The 18863-nt window shown below is 64.7% G+C and carries 13 protein-coding genes, 2 pseudogenes and 1 CRISPR repeat array; of the genes and pseudogenes, 8 read left to right on the top strand and 7 right to left on the bottom strand.

All coding sequences use genetic code 11. The annotated features are described in order from the left end of the window. Window positions 1-199 precede the first annotated feature (199 nt). A complete protein-coding gene (locus DES43_RS07685; RefSeq protein WP_035027060.1) occupies window positions 200-2026 on the bottom strand; it encodes a sigma-54-dependent Fis family transcriptional regulator in 1827 nt (608 codons plus the stop codon). Between the two features lie 318 nt (window positions 2027-2344). Here DES43_RS07685 and DES43_RS07680 point away from each other — a divergent pair, with 318 nt between their 5' ends. The 8 genes and pseudogenes from DES43_RS07680 (at window position 2345) to DES43_RS22845 (ending at window position 11007) form a co-directional block, all read left to right on the top strand. After that, window positions 2345-3922 carry a peptide ABC transporter substrate-binding protein gene (locus tag DES43_RS07680; RefSeq protein ID WP_035026851.1) on the top strand — a complete coding sequence of 526 codons (1578 nt, stop codon included), beginning with the start codon at window positions 2345-2347 and terminating at the stop codon, window positions 3920-3922. A gap of 142 nt (window positions 3923-4064) precedes the next feature. Further along, on the top strand, window positions 4065-4988 hold the full coding sequence (locus DES43_RS07675; protein ID WP_035026853.1) for an ABC transporter permease: 924 nt from the start codon (window positions 4065-4067) through the stop codon (window positions 4986-4988). A gap of 13 nt (window positions 4989-5001) precedes the next feature. After that, window positions 5002-6117: an ABC transporter permease gene (locus tag DES43_RS07670; RefSeq protein ID WP_425352089.1), complete on the top strand. Its 1116-nt coding sequence runs from the start codon at window positions 5002-5004 to the stop codon at window positions 6115-6117. Window position 6118: 1 nt separating this feature from the next. Further along, window positions 6119-7744 (top strand): ABC transporter ATP-binding protein, encoded by a 1626-nt coding sequence (locus DES43_RS07665; RefSeq protein ID WP_035026857.1) that lies wholly within the window; start codon window positions 6119-6121, stop codon window positions 7742-7744. 58 nt (window positions 7745-7802) lie between these two features. Further along, window positions 7803-8384: a peroxidase-related enzyme gene (locus DES43_RS07660; protein WP_035026859.1), complete on the top strand. Its 582-nt coding sequence runs from the start codon at window positions 7803-7805 to the stop codon at window positions 8382-8384. 4 nt (window positions 8385-8388) lie between these two features. After that, window positions 8389-9190 (top strand): annotated as a pseudogene (locus DES43_RS07655) (polyphosphate kinase 2 family protein). A gap of 480 nt (window positions 9191-9670) precedes the next feature. Continuing rightward, a pseudogene (locus DES43_RS07650) lies at window positions 9671-10065 on the top strand (3-hydroxyacyl-CoA dehydrogenase family protein); the annotation flags it as partial. A gap of 6 nt (window positions 10066-10071) precedes the next feature. After that, a complete protein-coding gene (locus tag DES43_RS22845) occupies window positions 10072-11007 on the top strand; it encodes an alpha/beta fold hydrolase (protein ID WP_425359063.1) in 936 nt (311 codons plus the stop codon). A 349-nt stretch (window positions 11008-11356) separates the two neighbouring features. Further along, window positions 11357-13042: a CRISPR direct-repeat array (repeat unit 32 nt; unit sequence GTTTCGATCCACGCTCCCGCGAGGGGAGCGAC). Between the two features lie 190 nt (window positions 13043-13232). Here DES43_RS22845 and cas2 read toward each other — a convergent pair. The 6 genes from cas2 to cas5c are packed head-to-tail and all read right to left on the bottom strand — an operon-like array spanning window position 13233 to window position 18617. Further along, the gene (cas2, locus tag DES43_RS07640; RefSeq protein ID WP_035026862.1) at window positions 13233-13523 is read right to left on the bottom strand and encodes a CRISPR-associated endonuclease Cas2; all 291 of its coding nucleotides are present in this window, start codon (window positions 13521-13523) and stop codon (window positions 13233-13235) included. 8 nt (window positions 13524-13531) lie between these two features. Then, complete coding sequence (gene cas1c, locus DES43_RS07635) at window positions 13532-14566, bottom strand: type I-C CRISPR-associated endonuclease Cas1c (RefSeq protein ID WP_035026864.1); 1035 nt, start codon at window positions 14564-14566, stop codon at window positions 13532-13534. Beyond that, window positions 14563-15210: a CRISPR-associated protein Cas4 gene (gene cas4 / locus DES43_RS07630; RefSeq protein ID WP_035026866.1), complete on the bottom strand. Its 648-nt coding sequence runs from the start codon at window positions 15208-15210 to the stop codon at window positions 14563-14565. Before cas4 ends, cas1c begins: the two co-directional genes overlap by 4 nt. Before the next feature lie 28 nt (window positions 15211-15238). After that, complete coding sequence (gene cas7c / locus DES43_RS07625) at window positions 15239-16189, bottom strand: type I-C CRISPR-associated protein Cas7/Csd2 (protein ID WP_133674878.1); 951 nt, start codon at window positions 16187-16189, stop codon at window positions 15239-15241. Beyond that, window positions 16186-17952, bottom strand: coding sequence for a type I-C CRISPR-associated protein Cas8c/Csd1 (gene cas8c, locus DES43_RS07620; protein WP_035026870.1), 1767 nt, complete (start codon window positions 17950-17952; stop codon window positions 16186-16188). Before cas8c ends, cas7c begins: the two co-directional genes overlap by 4 nt. Further along, window positions 17949-18617: a type I-C CRISPR-associated protein Cas5c gene (gene cas5c / locus DES43_RS07615; RefSeq protein ID WP_035026872.1), complete on the bottom strand. Its 669-nt coding sequence runs from the start codon at window positions 18615-18617 to the stop codon at window positions 17949-17951. Before cas5c ends, cas8c begins: the two co-directional genes overlap by 4 nt. Between the last annotated feature and the right edge of the window lie 246 nt (window positions 18618-18863).

Genomic DNA, 18863 nt, shown 5'->3' with positions numbered 1-18863 from the left:
CCAGAACTCTCCTGCCATGATCCAAACTCCAGCGTTTTCCAGCTTGAATCATGAAAGCTTAAACCAATCAACATCCTGATTGGGTTTCGTGCCTAAGGCATGGGCCCGGAAAGTCGAATCCGGCTTCCGGCGATTCCGGTGCTCTATCAATGGCCTGGATCGTTCTTCGTGCGTCCGGACGGACGCACGGCGATCCGGCTCAGCTTCTGCGCGGACGGGCGATGCCGTAGCTGTCGAGCTTGAGGTAGAGGGTGGAGCGCGCGATGCCCAGCCGCCGGGCCGCCTCGGTGAGGTTGCCGCCCGACAGCTCGACCGCTTCGAGGATTTCGGCCTTTTCCGAGCCGCGCAGCGTATGGTCCTCGCGGTTTGCGGACTGGTTCAGCATCTCGGGCGGCAGGTTCCTCTCGTCGATCAGGCCGCTCGGCGACAGGGCGTCGAGCGCCGCCACCATATTGGACATTTCCAGCAGGTTTCCCGGCCAGCGATAGGCCGCCAGCACCCCGAGCGCGCCGGAGGTGAAGCGCAGCTCGCGGCCGCCCGTGGTGCGGGCATGGCGGGCGGCGATCATGTTCAGCGACGGAACGATCTCCTGCCGCCGTTCGCGCAGCGGCGGTATCACCAGCCGCGCGCCGGCCAGCCGGTAGTAGAGGTCGCCGCGGAACCTGCCCTCCTGCATGGCTTCGTAGAGCGGGGTCGACGACAGCGACAACAGCTTGATGCCGGTGCGCGCCCGCGCGCTGACCTGCTCCAGCAGGCTGAGCAGCAGCTTCTGCGCCTCCGGCGGCGTGGCGCCCGGACGGTCGAGGCAGAGCGCGCCGCCGCTCTCGGCAAGCTGCTCCAGCATGGCGGACCGCCTTGTCTCGCGCGCGAGGTCCTCGCGCAGCGCCTGCGCGGTCAGCGTCGAGCAGTCCAGCATCTCGAAGCTGCCTCCCGCCTGCGGGCTGGCGCGATGGATGGCCTGCGCGAGGAAGGTCTTTCCGGTTCCGGTCTCGCCTTCGATGAGGATGGGGATGTGCACGCCGGCAAGGCGCTGGGCCCGGCCGCACAGCTCGAACGTCACCGGGCCGATGGAGCCGATCTTGTCGAGATCGGCTCCATGGCTGACCGGCACGGGGCGCCTGCGCCGCAGCGAGAGCATGACGCCCACGGCGTCCTCGCCCTCGGCAATGACTTCCAGATCGGCTCCCGGAAGGGAACCCGACAGCGCTTCGGCGATGTCGCCGGGCATCCGCCCCATCAGATCGGGAATGCGGGCGCGCAGGGAATCGAGTGCGTCGTTGTCATCGCACAGACGGCGGAAATCCTCGGTTGCGAAGACGTCGCGGCCCGCGCGGTCCAGCACCAGAACGGGGTCGGAACCGAGCCGCGGCCTGCGCATGTGCAGGCGCTCCACCAGCTTCTCCCGCTCCATGGCGTAGTTGCGTCCGAGGTCGGCCTCGATCTGCAACGCCAGCGTGGCCGAAAGCGCTGCCGCATTCATCTGTTCGACGTCATTGGGCCAGGAAATGTCGACGACGCCGAGCAGCCTGCCGTCGGCGGGATCGGTGATCGGCGTGGCCGCGCAGTTCCAGCGATGGATTTCCTCGCAAAAATGCTCGACGCTGCTGACCTGCATGGGCCGGCGCAGATGGATGGCGGTGCCGATGGCGTTGGTGCCGATCGAGGATTCGTTCCAGCGCCCGCCGACATGGAGATGATTCTCGCGGCCCCGCGCCTGCGTGGCCTCGTCGCCGGCGACATCGAGCACCACACCCCTGTCGTTGCACAAAAGCAGCATGTTGCCGGTGTGGTTGAGCAGATAGCCGGCTTTCTGAAGCGCCGTGCGCGCGCCGTGGCGCAGCCGGCGGGCTTCCCGGCGGCGGGCCATGAGTTCGCTGTCGCCGAGCTTCGGCGCGCTCTTGAGACCGGTTATGCCGTTGCCGGCGCTGCGCTGCCAGCTTTGAAGCACAAGTTCGCGTACGCTGAGAGGAACACGCCCTACGGCCATGAACTCTTCCCAGTCCCGCTTCGTAATGCTGGCTACCATCTGTTCCTCCCGAGCAAATGGCGACGCCGGATCATAGTGCAGCATTGCACGCTATGTAAGTGCGTAATCCGCGTCTCATGCGACTATGGTCTTAGAAGGTGGCCTGAAGAGCCGTTCCAGCCGGCGCAAACATCCGCAAACGCGCCAATCCGGGCCTTTTCGCCGCCAATTCGCAGGTCCGTGCGGGCACCGCATCCATCGGCTGCCGGCCAGATTGTCCTTCAAACCTGGAAATAACATGGCAATTCGACTTGTCCACCGGCCGGGCTTATTCCTACTATGCAATCCATTTCATGAATTTCAGAGGAGGAGTTCAACATGTATCGCAAACTTCTGCTGGCGAGTGTGGGCCTTGTCGCGCTTGCAGGCGCTGCCTCGGCCGAGGTGGTTCTCAACCGCGGCAACGACACCGATCCGGCGACGCTCGACCATCACCGCACCTCCACCATCTCGGAAGGCAATGTGCTGCGCGACCTCTATGACGGCCTGACCATCCAGGACGCCAATGGCGAGGCCGTTCCCGGCGTGGCCAAGTCCTGGGACATTTCCGATTCCGGCACCGTCTACACCTTCCATCTGCGTGAAGACGCCAAATGGTCGAACGGCGACCCGGTGACGGCCGGCGACTTCCAGTTCACCTTCCGCCGCCTGATGGACCCGAAGACCGCCGCCGGCTACGCCAGCATGCTGTTCATCATCCAGAACGCCGAGGACATCGCCGGCGGCAAGAAGCCGCTCGAGGAACTGGGCGTCGAGGCCGTCGACGACCACACGCTCAGGATCACGCTGAATGCACCGGCCCCCTACTTCATCGAGCTTCTGACCCACCAGACCGGCCTGCCGCTGCATCGCAAGAGCGTCGAGGAAAACGGCGACAGGTTCACAACCCCCGGCAAGATGGTCACCAACGGCGCCTACATGCTGGAAAGCTTCACACCCAACGACAAGATCGTGATGAAGAAGAATCCGCACTATTACGACGCGGATCAGGTCAGCATCGACACCGTCAACTGGATACCGTTCGAGGACCGCGCGAGCTGCATGCGCCGCTTCGAGGCCAGGGAAGTCCAGATCTGTTCCGACGTGCCTGCCGAACAGATGGACTATGTGAAAAAGAACCTCGCCGCCGAGTTCCGCCTCGCGCCCTATCTCGGCGTCTACTACCTGCCGGTCAAGGGCAAGGCCGCCGACAGCAAGCTGAAGGACCCGCGCGTGCGCCAGGCGATCTCGCTCGTCATCGACCGCGAGTTCATCGCCGAACAGGTCTGGCAGGGCACCATGCTGCCGGGCTATTCGATGGTGCCGCCCGGCATTGCCAACTATGTGAAGGACGCGCCGAAGCTCGACTATTCCGACGACATGCTGGAGCGTGAGGACAAGGCCAGGGAGCTTCTGACGGAAGCCGGCGTCGCCGAAGGCTCGCTCTCGGTCGAGCTGCTCTACAACACGTCCGAGAACAACAAGAACACCATGGCCGCGATTGCCGACCAGATCGGCAATATCGGCATCAAGGCCACGCTCAACGAAACCGAAGGCGCCACCTACTTCAACTTCCTGCGTGAGGACGGCCCCTTCGATATCGCCCGGGCAGGCTGGATCGGCGACTACAACGACCCGCAGAACTTCCTCTACATCAGCCAGGGCAATGTCAGCTTCAACTATTCCAAGTGGAAGAACGAGACTTACGACGGGCTGATGGCCAAGGCCGAAAAGACCATCGATCTCGGGGAACGCGCCGGGGTTCTGGCCGAGGCCGAGAAGGTCCTGCTCGCCGAAATGGCGAACATTCCGATCCTCTACTACTCGTCGCGCGCCCTCGTTGCCGGCAATGTCGAAGGCTGGAACGACAACCTGATGGACGTTCACAAGACACGCTGGCTTTCGCTGAAACAGTAAGCTTTCCGCCGGGGGCCGTGCCGTCGGGACGGCCCCCTTCGCATTGTGCAGCAAAGCCGGCCTTGCGTTTCCGGGATTGCATGGCAAGCGATGTTCTCGCGGGCCGGCGAGGCGCCCGGGGCCGGCAGGCGCAGGAGAGGTCATGCTCGGCTACACGCTCCGACGACTGGGTGGCGCGATACCCACGGTCTTCATCATCGTAACGCTCACCTTCTTCCTGATCCGGCTGGCGCCGGGCGGTCCCTTCGATCTCGAGCGCCCCATCGACCCGCTCATCCTGGAAAACCTCAAGCGGGCCTACAACATGGATGCCCCGCTGTGGCGGCAGTATCTGATCTATCTCGGCAACCTGCTGCACGGCGATCTCGGCCCGAGCTTCACGCGGCGCGACTTCACCGTGAACGACCTCTTCGCCTCCGGCCTGCCGGTGTCGATCATGCTCGGCAGCCTCGGCCTGGCGCTGGCCGCCGTCATCGGCACCGGGCTCGGCACGCTTGCCGCGCTGAAGCAGAATTCGTCCATCGACTATTTCGTCGTGGCGCTCGCCACCTTCGGCATCACCACCCCGAATTTCGTCGTGGCGCCGCTGCTCAGCCTGCTGTTCGGGGTGATCCTGGGCTGGGTTCCGGCCGGCGGCTGGTCCTCCGCCAACATCAGCTACTGGATCCTGCCGGTGCTGACGCTCGCCCTGCCGCAGGTCGGCGTCATCGCGCGCCTGGTGCGCGGGGCGACCATCGAGGCGCTGCGCGCCAACCATGTGCGCACAGCCCGCGCCTATGGCCTGCCGGCGCGCGTGGTCGTGGGCGTGCATGCGCTGCGCGCCGCCCTGCTGCCCGCCATTTCCTATCTCGGCCCCACCGCCGCCGCCCTGCTGACCGGCTCGGTGGTGGTGGAAACCATCTTCGGCATTCCCGGCATCGGCCGCTACTTCGTGCAGGGCGCGCTCAGCCGCGACTACACGCTGGTCATGGGCACGGTGGTGGTGATCTCGATCTTCGTCGTGGTCTTCAACCTGATCGTCGACCTTCTCTATGCCTGGCTCGACCCGAGGGTTCGCTATGACTGACGTGGACCCGACCATGCCCGCACAGCAGTACACCACGGTTGCCGGCCGCTCGCTCTGGCAGGACGCATGGCTGCGCCTGCGCAGGAACAGGGCGGCGGTGGCAAGCGCGCTGGTGCTGCTCCTGTTCACCCTTGCCGGAATATTCGGGCCGATGATCAGCCCCCATCCCTACGACAAGATCTATCCGCAATTCGTGCGCGTCGCCCCCAGCCTCGAGGCTTATCCGCGCGCCGACACGATCCTGCCCGGCCTCGAGCGCGAGCTGGCGCGCGCCCGCCTTGCCGCGTCCGGGGAGCCGGAGATATCGGGCAACGACGTCGTCGTCGATTTCACGGCGCAGCGCCCCACGGACGAGCGCGTGCTGCGCTACTTCCAACGCTCCGACCTGTTCGGCAATCCGAAGATCGAGCTTGCCGAAGACGGGCTTTCGGGCCGGCTCACGCTGAGCGTGACGCGCAACTACTTCCTGCTCGGCACCGACAATCTGGGCCGGGACATGATGACGCGCATCTTCATCGGCGTGCGCATGTCGCTGGCCATCGGCCTGCTGGCTTCCGCGATGGCGCTGGTGCTCGGCGTGTCCTACGGCGCGGTTTCCGGCTATCTCGGCGGCCGCGTCGACAATGTGATGATGCGGCTTGTCGACATTCTCTATTCGCTGCCCTTCATCTTCTTCGTCATCCTGATGCTGGTGTTCTTCGGGCGCTCCATCTTCATCATCTTCATCGCCATCGGCGCGACGGAATGGCTGGACATGGCGCGCATCGTGCGCGGGCAGACGCTCAGCCTCAAGCGGCAGGAGTTCGTGCAGGCGGCGGAAGCGCTCGGCGCGACGCGGCGCGGCATCATCACCCGCCACATCATCCCCAACGCGCTCGGCCCCGTCATCGTGTTCGTGACGCTACTGGTGCCGAAGGCGATCCTGCTGGAAAGCCTCCTGTCCTTCCTCGGCCTTGGCGTGCAGGACCCGCTGACCTCGCTCGGCCTGCTGATCTCCGAGGGCGCCCAGAACATGCGCGGCGCAAGCTGGCAGCTCGTGTGGCCGGCGGCCACCCTCACCGTCATCCTGTTCGCCCTGAATTTCCTTGGCGACGGCCTGCGCGACAGCCTCGACCCGAAGGACCGCTGAGATGACGAAGGAAACCATCCTGAGCGTACGCGACCTGCGCGTGACCTTCGACACCAACGACGGACCTGTCGAGGCGGTGCGCGGCATCGACCTGGAAGTGCGGGCGGGCGAGACGATCGCCGTCGTGGGCGAGTCCGGCTCCGGCAAAAGCCAGGCCACCATGGCGATGATGGGCCTTCTGGCGAAGAACGGACAGGCGAGCGGACAGGCGCTCTATCGCGGGCAGGACCTGATCGGCATGCCGGAAAAGCAGCTGAACCGGATTCGCGGCGCCAGGATCACCATGATCTTCCAGGAGCCGATGACCTCGCTCGACCCGCTCTACCGCATTGGCGACCAGCTTGCCGAACCGCTGCGCTACCATCGCGGCCTGAGCAGGAAGGCGGCGCGACCACGCATCCTCGAACTTCTGAAGCTCGTGGGCATTCCCGATCCGGAGCGGCGCATCGACAGCTACCCCTACGAGCTTTCCGGCGGCCAGCGCCAGCGCGTCATGATCGCCATGGCTCTGGCGAACGAGCCGGACATACTGATCGCGGACGAGCCGACCACGGCCCTCGACGTCACCATTCAGGCGCAGATCCTCGACCTTCTGGCCGATCTCCAGAAACGCCTTGGCATGGCTGTTGTCTTCATCACCCACGATCTGGGCATCGTGCGGCGCTTCGCCGACCGCGTCTATGTGATGCGCTCCGGCGAGGTGGTCGAGACCGGTGCGACGGAGCGGCTCTTTTCCGCGCCGGAACATCCCTACACCAGGATGCTGCTCGACGCCGAACCGGAAGGCACCAAGCCGCCGCCCGGCGAGACGGCGCGGGAGCTCATCCGGGCCGACCATGTGAAGGTGAAGTTCCTCATCCACAAACCATGGTTCGGCCCCGCCGAATACCTGACCGCCGTGGACGACGTGTCGCTCACCCTGAGGCAGGGGCAGACGATCGGCATCGTCGGCGAATCCGGCTCGGGCAAATCGACGCTGGGCCGCGCGCTGCTGCGGCTGATGGATTGCGATGGCCGCATCGCCTATCTCGGCAAGGAGCTGCCGCGCGACAGGCAGGTCATGCGCCCGAAGCGGCGGGAGCTGCAACTGGTGTTTCAGGACCCGTTCGGCTCGCTCAGCCCGCGCATGACGGTGGGCCGCATCATAACCGAGGGCCTGCTGATCCACGAACCGGAACTGCCGGCGAAGGAGCGCGACCGGCGCGCCCAGCAGGCGCTGAAGGAGGTCGGCCTCGATCCGGCGATGCGCAACCGCTATCCGCACGAATTCTCCGGCGGCCAGCGCCAGCGCATCGCCATCGCCCGCACCATGATCCTGAAACCTCGCGTCATCGTGCTCGACGAGCCGACCAGCGCGCTCGACCGCTCGGTGCAGAAGCAGATCGTCGCCCTACTGCGCGACCTGCAGGCCGAAAACGGGCTGTCCTACCTGTTCATCAGCCACGACATGGCGGTGGTCCGCGCCGTTTCGGACTACGTCATCGTGATGAAGGGGGGAAAGATCGTCGAGCAGGGCGACACCGCGCAGGTCTTCGACAGCCCCCGCGAAAGCTACACAAAGGCCCTGATGGCGGCCGCCCTCAGCCAGGAGCGTTTCGGCTCGCACAGCCGGGCCCGGCAATCGTGAGACGGGGGCTCTGGAAACCGGTTCCCGCTTCGGGACGAGATGCTTCAAGGAGACAATCATGACCGGCAAGTCGATCAGCCGTTTTCCGGTTCCGGTGCTGGAGGACCTTCCCGAAGATATTGCCGCGCGCATCACCGAGGTGCACGAGAAGTCCGGCTTCATTCCCAACGTGTTTCTGGCGCTTGCCCATCGCCCGGACGAATTCCGCGCCTTCATGGCCTATCACGACGCCCTGATGGACAGGCCCGGCAACCTTACAAAGGCCGAGCGGGAGATGATCGTGGTGGCGACCAGCGCCGCAAACCGGTGCCAGTATTGCGTCATCGCCCATGGCGCGATCCTGCGTGTGCGGGCGAAGGACCCGCTGCTCGCGGATCAGGTGGCGATCAATTACCGGAAGGCCGACATAACGCCGCGCCAGAAGGCCATGCTGGACTTCGCCATGAAGGTCTCGAACGCCGCCTTCGAGGTCGGCGACGCCGATTTCGACACGCTCGGTTCACACGGCTTCGATGAGGCGGACATCTGGGACATCGCCGCCATCACCGCGTTCTTCGGCATGTCCAACCGCCTTGCCAACGTCGCCAGCATGCGCCCGAACGACGAGTTCTACACCCTCGGCCGCGGGCCCGCGGTTTGACGCCATGGCTTGCAGGCGTCGATCGTATACGCCGAGACGTCCAGGGGAAGCGGTGGCCTGGCTCAGGGCCGAACTGGAAGACACGCTCGACGAGGACTACGAGCTCGAACTGTGGGAACCCGCGCTTTCGGCCGAGCTGGCGAAAATCTACAGGAAGGCGCATCCCGAATCCCTCGACCGCCAGACCTGTTTCCGGGAGCTGATCCGGCTTCAGTCGGAACTGATCAAGTTGCAGGACTGGGTGTCGCACACCGGGGAGAAGATCGTCGTGCTGTTCGAGGGGCGCGATTCCGCCGGAAAGGGCGGCGTCATCAAGCGCATCACCCAGCCGCTCAACCCGCTATCGTGCGCGTGATGGGCTTCGCCACCCCCGAACAGGTGGAGGAGTTCTTCGACGACGTTCCCGAATTCGAGCGCATGCTGTTGCGCTCGGGCATACGGCTGGTCAAATACTGGTTCTCGACCACCGACGAGGAGCAGCAGATGCGCTTCATGATGCGCATCCACGACCCGATGAAGCAGTGGAAGCTGTCACCCATGGATTTGCGGTCGCGCGTGCGCTGGGAGCAGTAGACCAAGGCGAAGGAAGAGATGTTCGAGCGCACCGGCATTGCCGAAGCGCCCTGGTACATCGTCGAAGGCAACGACAAGAAGCGGGCGCGCCTCAACTGCATCGACCACCTCCTCCGGCAAATCCCGTCACCCCGGTGCCGCACGAGGAAATCACCCTGCCCGACCGTGTCTTCAATCCCGGATACGAGCGGGCGACACTGCCGAAGGAGCTCTACGTCCCGCAGAAATACTGATGGATTGCCGGCACCGTATCGAAGCCGCGCAAGCCCATGATGCATTCGTCGATGCAAAACGCTTCTGGCGGTAGCTCTCCGGATCGACGGGAAGGCCGGTTCCTTACACGCAATGCCCTGCAAGCACCCGCCCCGCGGGTGCCGGGGCGCGCTGCCGGGCCGTCCTGATGCGCGCCATGCCGGTGCTGGACGCACCTCCTCCAGCCGATCTTTCCGCTGTGTCGGGCTGGCGCGCGGGTCGAAGCTCATATGGTCGACTGCGGCCATGAGTTTTCCGATCCGGATGAGCGCTCATCCGCAACTGGCTGGAGCCGTGACGGCGCCCGGGGAAGCCTCGCGAATGCAAGGCGGAGCGCTCATGCCCCATCCGTACCGGTGGACGATATACGCGCGGCTACGGCCCCAACCCTGATCGTCGCCGGCACGATGGCAACGGCATCGCGCAATGCTTTGCCGTGACCGGTTGTCGCCGGGGGGGGCATGCAGGACCTGTCCGCAGCCGCGCTCAAACGCGGGCGTGCCGTCATCGAATCCAGCCTTGCCGGGCAAGTGAAGAAGCGCGCGCTGGCGGACGCGGGGACCGAAGCCGTCACCGAACTCGCCCGCGCCATCGGCAAGAGCCCGCACGCCTCCAGCGACGGCGATGGCTTCGTCGTCAACCGCCTGCTCGTCCCTTTCATCAACGAGGCGATCAACTGCGCCCATGAAGGCGTCGCCACGCCGCAGGATATCGACAGCATGATGATGCCCGCATCAATCACCCGATGGGGCCACTGGCACCGGGCAGCCTCATCGGGCTGGACGTGGTGCTGAACATCGTGGAAACTTCCCGCCAGGGGTTCGACGATCCGAAATGCCGGCCAAGTCCGCTTCTGAAGCAGATGGTCCATGCCGGCTGGCTGGGCCGCAAGACCGGCAAGGGATTCTTCGACTATCCGGGGCTGAGGAGGAACGGCCGGACCATGACGAGGGGAAGTTTCCGCGCGGGCGACGGCACGCGGCTGGCCTACAGGGACGAGGGCAGCGGCCTGCCCGTGCTATGTCTTGCGGGACTGACGCGGGACGGGCGCGACTTCGACTACCTGGCGCGTCATATCGGGGACAGCGTGCGGCTGATCCGGCTGGACAGCCGGGGGCGCGGCGGTTCCGACCGGGCCGACCCGGAGACCTATACGGTCGCGCAGGAGGCGCAGGATGCTCTGGCGCTGCTCGACCATCTGGGCATCGGGCGGGCTGCCGTCATCGGCGCTTCGCGCGGCGGGCTGCTGGCCATGGCGATGGCCGCCATCGCGCCCGCGCGCATAGCCGGCATCTGCTTCAACGATGTCGGACCGGTTCTCGAGAAGGAGGGGCTGGCGCGGATCGCCACCTATCTCGGTGTGAAGCCAGCCGTCCGCACGCTGCAGGAGGCGGTCGACCGCAGCCCGGCCGCCAATCCCGGCTTTCGCAACGTTCCAGCCCCCAGATGGGAGGAAGAGGCGGTTCGCCACTTCGTCCAGACCGGGGACGGCCTCGACCTGCCCTACGATCCCGCCCTGCGCATCGGTTTCCACCGGGCGATGTCGGAGCCGCTGGCCGATGCATGGCCGCTGTTCGACGCTTGTGCGGGCCTGCCGCTGGCATTGGTGCGTGGCGCCAATTCCGACGTGCTGTCGCGCGATACGGCCGGCGAGATGCAGCGCCGCCGGCCCGACCTGATCCGCGCCGAAGTGCCGGACCGCGGCCACATCCCGTTTCTTGACGAACCGGAGGCGCTGAAGGCCATCCACACATGGCTGGCCAGATGCGCCGCCCTGCATGAGCAGGAAACGTCCTGATACCGGACCTGCCGCGGCAAAGCGGGGCAGCGGGTCGAGATGCCGGGAAAGACCTGTCGATCACTTCGCTGCAACGCTCCCGGCAATCGCGCCGGCGGATCGGCGCAAACGCGAACCGATACCAGTGTCGGGACCTTGGGCGTGGAGGCGCCGCCATGGCCGTTCCATCCTCCGCCCGGCACCTTGTTCAGGGCCATGCGGCTGGTGGCAATCTACACCCGGCCGATCAGCGGCTCTTCGGCAGAACAGGTCGAGCCTCCAGTCCCGTCCATCGCATCGCCGCCGTGCCGTTGAAGGGCGCCAGCGAGGGCGAGCCCTGTACCCATTGCTTCGTCGCGGAAGCCGAGAACGTCACCTCCACGCTCCCGCGAGGGGAGCGACGCGCGGACGGCAACGGCTTCGAGCCGTTCGACGGGTTTCGATCCACGCTCCCGCGAGGGGAGCGACACCTTCAGAGCGTCCGGGACTGTTGATTGTTCGGGTTTCGATCCACGCTCCCGCGAGGGGAGCGACTTGATCTCACTGAGCACAGATTGCCCGAGCATATGTTTCGATCCACGCTCCCGCGAGGGGAGCGACTGCAGCGTCGCAATCAACCACGACCGGGTCACGTCGTTTCGATCCACGCTCCCGCGAGGGGAGCGACGGCCCCACGATGGGGTCGCCCGGCCCTGCGGTTGTTTCGATCCACGCTCCCGCGAGGGGAGCGACCGTGTATATTGACCGCCAGCGTCATGAAAGCGTGTTTCGATCCACGCTCCCGCGAGGGGAGCGACTGTTCCGTATACGGGCGAGCTTCCGATATGGGCACGTTTCGATCCACGCTCCCGCGAGGGGAGCGACGGCAGCTCGAAGAGGTGTTTTCATGACCACAGGCGTTTCGATCCACGCTCCCGCGAGGGGAGCGACGATGGCAACGGCTTCGAGCCGTTCAACCGAGATAGTTTCGATCCACGCTCCCGCGAGGGGAGCGACCGCCACGCCATGGGGAAAGCGAGCGCTGTTTGCCGGTTTCGATCCACGCTCCCGCGAGGGGAGCGACGATAGCCGAGGCTGCATGACCGGGATGATGGAGGTTTCGATCCACGCTCCCGCGAGGGGAGCGACACAAGCGGCACCGCTTTTTCCGTTTCGTGAAACAGTTTCGATCCACGCTCCCGCGAGGGGAGCGACTGCGATCACGACCGTCACCGGGCTCGACCATCTGGTTTCGATCCACGCTCCCGCGAGGGGAGCGACGGCTTTGGAGGGGTCGCGCAAAGCGCTCCTGCGGGTTTCGATCCACGCTCCCGCGAGGGGAGCGACCTCACGATAGTGTTAAAACCGCTGGTGCCAAAAGGTTTCGATCCACGCTCCCGCGAGGGGAGCGACCATCAGACGCACAGCGCCTTGTGCAATCGATAGAGTTTCGATCCACGCTCCCGCGAGGGGAGCGACTCACGGCCCTGCAAAATAGCAGGCAACCACGAGTGTTTCGATCCACGCTCCCGCGAGGGGAGCGACGCCCGCATTGGCATGTTCTGTTTCACGAAACGGAAGTTTCGATCCACGCTCCCGCGAGGGGAGCGACATTGGGCCCAGCTTTGCCTTGAGCATGTCACGGCGGTTTCGATCCACGCTCCCGCGAGGGGAGCGACTTCTATAAGAGCCTCGCGAATACGAACGGCCGCGCGTTTCGATCCACGCTCCCGCGAGGGGAGCGACGCGAGTATATTGACCACCAGCGTCATGGAAGCGTGTTTCGATCCACGCTCCCGCGAGGGGAGCGACAGCATGTGACTGCCGAATACTTCCGCGATGAGGGGGTTTCGATCCACGCTCCCGCGAGGGGAGCGACCCACCGTATACGGTGTTCGTTCCGGTACGGTGCGGTTTCGATCCACGCTCCCGCGAGGGGAGCGACTCTCTGACCGGGATTGGCCCGGCAGAAAAGGAAAGGTTTCGATCCACGCTCCCGCGAGGGGAGCGACTGACGGCACGCTCTACATGGATGAGTTGCAAGAGTTTCGATCCACGCTCCCGCGAGGGGAGCGACGGGGTTCTTGTAAGACATGAATAATGAACAGATAACCCGGCGGACTGTGCGAACCGGGTAGCAGAGCTGCAAATTTCCGGAGCGAGGCAAAATGCGACGCTTGTTTTGATCAACGATTTCAAAGAGCGGGGTCCGGTGCGAACTTGCCGGGTTTTCGGCGCACGCTTGAGGTTCGCGCGCGGAAGGGAATTCAGACGATGAGCGGTCCATTCAGGTCGGCCGCAGGCTTTGCCCCGACATGTTCCACGCGCCGCTGCCAGTTTGCACCAAGATGATAGAAGCGCAAGCTGTCGGTTTCGGGATCGATCAGGCTTTCCAGCCTCGCCTTCAGGCGCGTCCACTGGGCCGGGTCGACCTCGATCTCGAAGACCGAAAACTGCACCCTCTGCCCGAAATCGCGGCAGGCTTTCGCGACCCTCCGCAGCCGCGCGGGACCGTTGCCCTGTGTGATGCTGACATCGTATGTCACCAGAACCAGCATGCGGTCTCCTATTTCCAGAACCAGGGCGGATAGGCATCGATGTCGCCGCGCAGATGGCGCGAGAGCATCTGGGCCTGCAAATAGGGCACCAGCCCCAGCGGCGCCTTTTCGCCCAGAAACGGGTGCGTGCGCTCCTCGCGTTTGCGCTCCTGCCATGTTGTCAGCACCAGGCGCCGCGCCTCGTCGTGCAGGATCACCGCACCGCCGTCCATCGCCTGAAAATCGCCGGCCCGCAACTGGCGGCGATTGATGAGCGACAGCGCCAGGCGGTCGGCAATGACCGGCCGCAATTCCTCCATCAGATCCAGCGCAAGACTGGGCCGTCCGGGCCTGTCGCGGTGAAGAAAGCCGGCGGCGGGGTCCAGCCCCACCGTCTCCAGCGCCGAGCGGCAGTCATGGACCAGCAGCGTATAGAGAAATGAAAGCAGCGCATTGACCGGGTCGAGCGGTGGCCGCCGCGAGCGCCCAAGCCAGCGCAGTTCGGCATCCGGCGAGCGGATGAGGTGATCGAAGACGGAAAAATAGAGATTGGCGGCCTCGCCTTCGCAACCGCGCAACCGCTCCAGGGGCTCGTCGGCCAGTTCCACCCGCCGCATGATCTGCGCAAGACGCCGGGTGACTGCCTCGATCGACTGGCGCACCGCGGCATCGTAGTCCTCGCCATAATCGCGCAATGCCCGCATCAGCACCGCACGCTGATTGGCCATCTTGCCGACCAGAAAGGAGCGCACGATGTCTTCCGGCGCCTCGCAGGCCCGGTACTGGGCGCGGCGCAGCAGCACATTGCCGGTGGTCGGCCCATCGACACGCGCCTGAAAGCGGCCGTTGCGGTCGAGGAGGGTAAGGGTGATTCCCGCGCCCGCAAGAGCGGCTATCAGCGCCGGCGAGACGAGAATGGCCCCAAACGCCACCACGCCGGAAAGCATGTGCAGCGGCACGCGGTTGCGCTCCACCCCCTCCACTTCGGCCACCAGATTTTCGCCATCCTTGCGCAGGGCCGCCCCTTCGGTGGTGACGTAAACGGTATTGAGCAGCTTTTTCATGGCGTCCGCTCCTCCCCGCAGCTTGCCTCCACCATGCGGCGGCGCCATGCCCGCACGGGCCTTGCAACCGTGTCCGGCCGGCACAGGGAGAGAAGCGAACAGGCACGGCATCTGCTGCGATGCGGGGTCGGCGGCAGGGTTTCACCGCCTGCGAACACGCTTGCCAGAGCGGCGACGGTGTCCCGTGTCAGCCGCCGCAATTCCTCATCGAAAGGCACGATCACCCGCCGGCGCGTTTCACCATAGAACAGCGCACCTTCCGGCACGCTCATGCCGGTCATTTCCTCCAGGCACAGCGCCTGCGCGCAGAGTTGCACCTCGTCCGCGCGATGCAGCTTCGGCTTGCCGCGCTTGTACTCGACAGGAAACGGAACCTCGCCAGCTGAAGACGGGATGAACTCAACCACATCCGCGACCCCGCTTATATTCAGATGGCGCGAGGCCAGCGGAAGCGACATGACACGGCGCGTGCCCCGCACCTTCCGGCCTCCGCCCTTGTCCGCCACGGCATGCATGACATGCCCTTCGGCGGTGAAGCGGTTGTCGGCCCACATGCGCTCGATGTGGATCAGCGCCGCCTGCCGCAAACAGTAAACGGCGTGCTGGAGAGCGGAGAGTGGCAGCGGCTCCGTTTCCGATGTCATCGCGCCGCCCTCCCCGCCCGATGCCCGGCTACAGCAGTTCGATGATTTCGACGCCGGCTGGAAGGTTGTCACGGTCGATCTCGACCACATAGTCGGCGAAGGATCGCGCCGGCGGCTGGTTGTCGAGACGGCTGTCGATCTCGCGGAACTCGCCGTCAATATTGCGCCCGATGCGCACGCGTTCGAACAGCGTGTGCGCCGGCGCGTTGCCCAGTTCATTCTCATGTTTGAACACAACCAGCTTGCGCGTCGCCATTTCACCGCGCGCCGCTGAACGGTCATGCTCGAACATGGTGGTCAGCGCTTCGAACAGCAGGTCGAGGTCGCTTTGAGAAAAGCCGGTGCGTTGCGCGAACTTGGCCGAAATGAAGCCATGGGCGACATAGAGCCCGTAGGGCACGATGTGCTTGCGGCCCATGGTGCGGTTGTCGCTGCGTCCGTCGCCATCATCGCCTTCGGCGCTCTTCTTCTTTTCCGCTTCGTTGGTGGCGGCCATGCGGGTGATGGAGATTTCCAGCGGCCAGATCGGCTCCACCGAGCGGGCGAAACCGAGTTGCACCGGGCCCTTTACCTGTCCCGCATTGATGCCGGTGGACATCACCGCGCCAAAGGTGCGCACGTCGAAGAAGTTCCGGCACATGAATGCTGTGAGCTCCTTCGCCTCGGCATCGTCGCGCGGGTTCAGCTTCGGATCCTTTGCCGCTTTCGCGTCGTCCGGACGCAGCGCCTTGTAAGCCTCTCGGTGCTTTTCGTTGAGGATCGCGCCTTCCTGCACATAGATGTGGAACCCGTCGACGCCCTCGCGCGCCAGCTCGACATAGTTCCTGATCTTGCGTTTCAGGCTGACATCGGTGACCAGCCCGTTGTTGGTCTCGGGATCGAGACGCGGCAGATTGCCGGCATCGGGGTCGCCGTTCGGATTGCCGTTCACCACCTCGAACACAAGGGCAAAGTCATAACGATTGGCAATTGCGGTCATGCATCTTCTCCGGAAGCGACGGCAGCATCCGTCCTGTTGAAAAATTCATTGCGCTGGTGGTAGTAGCCGAGCCCGAAGAGCGCCTGCTCATCGGCGCCAAGCGTGGTGGGGAAAGGATCGGAGCCGGGCGACATCAGGGCCATGATGGCCGCGACCTGCTTTTCCAGATTGACGCGTTGGCCGGGGCGCTGCTTGCCGATCTTGGAAAGATGATTGACCGCCCCGCTATCGAGCAGCGCGAACACCTTGCGCGGCTGCGCCGAGGCGGAGCCGTAATATTTGTCCCTGATGCCTGCGTTCAGGTTCCGGCCAAGCGCGGCGACCTGAATCTGCTCATAGACTGCGAACAGCCGTCCGAGCAGATAGCCCTTGTTTTCGTTCGCCGGGTCGAATGCCACCGGTACCTCCCTGTTGAAATTGCGAATGAGCAGGCCGCGAAGCATCGACGCCCGCAGCGCGTCGATGCGCCCGTCGGCGCGAATACGTGTCAGAACGGCTGAAAGCAGCGTGAGCGGAAAGCGGTTCCCGGAAAGAATGGCCCGCATCCACTCGCCGGCCAGATTGGGCGGAACGTTCTCCCGCTTGCCCAGAACCGCAGTCTCCTGAAGGTAGCGCCAGATCGCCGGATACCCCTCACGGGGAGGCGGCTCGATGCGCATGTCTTCGATGAACCTCTGGTAATTCGTCACCAGCGCACCGAAACTGTCGGCATAAAAGAAGCGCACCGAAATGCGCGCCGCATTGGGCGCCAGCCCCAATATGTAGAAGCGCACATCCTTCGTCAGGGCAGGATCGACCTGCGAAAGCGGCAGGCCCTGGCGGATGCGGGCCAGTTGCACGCTCACGCGCTCGCGAACCGCTTTTTCCTCATCTTCCTTCGCCGCCGTGTCGTTGCCGTCATAAAAACTGGCGAACAAGGCTTCCGAAAGCCGGGCTGCATCGAGGTCGGCCGCATCCGCCCAGAACACGGTCGAGGCATCGCCGATCTGCATACGATGCCCGCTGTCTTTTTCCAGAAAACGGTTGAGGGCCGTGGTGTAGGCAAAGGCTGCTGCGGTCGAGACTGGCGCGTTGTCGCCCTGTTCGTGGCCGTAGGAGGTGAACGCATCGAGGTTGAAGGACACCAGCGCCGCACCGGAGGATTGCGCCCCCCAGACCCCTTTGATCGAGGGATGCAGGCGCGCCATCGCGCTGTCATCGCCGCTGACGAGGCAGATCTCGCCACGCGCATCGCCGCCTGCCTCCGCCAGCCGCGCCCACAGCGCGCGCGCGGCCGAGCGATCATGCAGATATGTGCCGCTGCGGCGTTCGCTCTCCAGCGCGAAGACCACGTTCTGGTCCTTCATTTCTTCGGGCCAGAAGGGTGCGATGAAACTGTCCGGCTGCCAGCTTTCCAGAAATGCGCGCAGCGCGCGCAACCCGGCATCCTCGGTATCGCCAATTGCCTCCAGATGCCTCTCGACAAAGGCCCGGTGTTCTTCGGCGGTGCGCTTCCCCTCGCCCGCAGTCACGCCCAGAACATAGGATGTCTTGTCCCACAGGAAGTTTGGAGAGATTCCCGCCGTGCGCTTCACCGCCTGCGGCACGGCCATCAGCCTTGGCCGGGCCTTCCTGCCCTCGCCCTCGCGCCAGTCGATGACATTGGCAACTGTGCCATCCTCATTCAGCGAGATGATGAAGCCGATCTTCTCCGAGGAGAACCCGTAAGGCGGCGCATCCGGCAGCCGCTCATAGGCGCGGGCCAGCGAGGAAAGGATGGTCATCGGCGCACCTCCGCCGAGGCCGGATGCGGCACCCTCACCACGCCGTTCTCCATCCTTGCCCTGAAGAACATGGAGGGGCTGCCCCTGGCGCCGTGGTCGATGTCGAACAGCATGAAGCCGAGATCGCGGCTGTCTTCGATGGCAGCCGGCAGCGGCGATGCGGGATCGAGCAGTTCGAAGCGGGCTGCGAATTCCCGCGTTCCGAGACAAGGCTGATGAAAGCATTGCCCGCGCGCCGCGCGGCGGTTGAAAATGTCGAGATGCTTGCCCTCATTGTCGTCCGGCCCGGCCTTGCCGGTCATCTCGAAATGCGCCTCGATCACATAGGCCGGATTGACCAGAACGGTGGAAGCGCGCTGCTGCCGGTCCTCGTCCACCAGCTGGCCGAGGCCCGCCAGATCGCCGCGCTTCATCGCGGATCTGATCTTGCCGGCCGGCGCCTTGTGGCCCACTTCGTTGCGGCGGATCGACTGAAAGCGGATTGGCTCCAGCACATGGATGGCGTCGACGATCCAGCGAATCGCGGGCTTCCAGTGGATCGCCTCCAAGATGCCTCGCGCCGCCGAGGGCGTGATCACATCGTAGGTGACGCGCTCCACCTTCATTTCCGGCCTGGTGAACAGGCCGTAATCGCCGGAAACCTTCAGACGAATTCCATAGCTCAATTCTTCTGCCCCCTCACACGCATTCAATATGAGATGCGCGCCCCCGGCGTTCCGAACGCCGGAAACCTGTTGTAACCAATGTCCGGATCGTTCGCCCGCAGCGCCCGGATCCAGCATGTTTCTTCCCGCCTCATGTCGGCAGCGGTCGCGGTTTCGGATTCCCATACAATCGCCCGCGCGATCGTCTTGTGCCGTCGCTGCGGGCGACCGGGAAAATCCCGGCCGACCGTGGCCCGCGCAGGCTTC

Origin of the sequence: Aquamicrobium defluvii, from assembly GCF_004363725.1 — a bacterium.
Lineage (GTDB): Bacteria > Pseudomonadota > Alphaproteobacteria > Rhizobiales > Rhizobiaceae > Mesorhizobium > Mesorhizobium defluvii.
The sequence above is the reverse complement of the archived record's forward strand: the minus strand, read 5'-3'. Positions and strand labels throughout refer to the sequence as shown.

Bases quoted from the DNA above. Each gene is read 5' to 3' on its own strand.
- DES43_RS07685 (WP_035027060.1), bottom strand. From the start codon at position 2,026: ATGGTAGCCAGCATTACGAAGCGGGACTGGGAAGAGTTCATGGCCGTA.
- DES43_RS07680 (WP_035026851.1), top strand. From the start codon at position 2,345: ATGTATCGCAAACTTCTGCTGGCGAGTGTGGGCCTTGTCGCGCTTGCA.
- DES43_RS07675 (WP_035026853.1), top strand. From the start codon at position 4,065: ATGCTCGGCTACACGCTCCGACGACTGGGTGGCGCGATACCCACGGTC.
- DES43_RS07670 (WP_425352089.1), top strand. From the start codon at position 5,002: ATGCCCGCACAGCAGTACACCACGGTTGCCGGCCGCTCGCTCTGGCAG.
- DES43_RS07665 (WP_035026857.1), top strand. From the start codon at position 6,119: ATGACGAAGGAAACCATCCTGAGCGTACGCGACCTGCGCGTGACCTTC.
- DES43_RS07660 (WP_035026859.1), top strand. From the start codon at position 7,803: ATGACCGGCAAGTCGATCAGCCGTTTTCCGGTTCCGGTGCTGGAGGAC.
- DES43_RS22845 (WP_425359063.1), top strand. From the start codon at position 10,072: ATGGTCCATGCCGGCTGGCTGGGCCGCAAGACCGGCAAGGGATTCTTC.
- cas2 (WP_035026862.1), bottom strand. From the start codon at position 13,523: ATGCTGGTTCTGGTGACATACGATGTCAGCATCACACAGGGCAACGGT.
- cas1c (WP_035026864.1), bottom strand. From the start codon at position 14,566: ATGAAAAAGCTGCTCAATACCGTTTACGTCACCACCGAAGGGGCGGCC.
- cas4 (WP_035026866.1), bottom strand. From the start codon at position 15,210: ATGACATCGGAAACGGAGCCGCTGCCACTCTCCGCTCTCCAGCACGCC.
- cas7c (WP_133674878.1), bottom strand. From the start codon at position 16,189: ATGACCGCAATTGCCAATCGTTATGACTTTGCCCTTGTGTTCGAGGTG.
- cas8c (WP_035026870.1), bottom strand. From the start codon at position 17,952: ATGACCATCCTTTCCTCGCTGGCCCGCGCCTATGAGCGGCTGCCGGAT.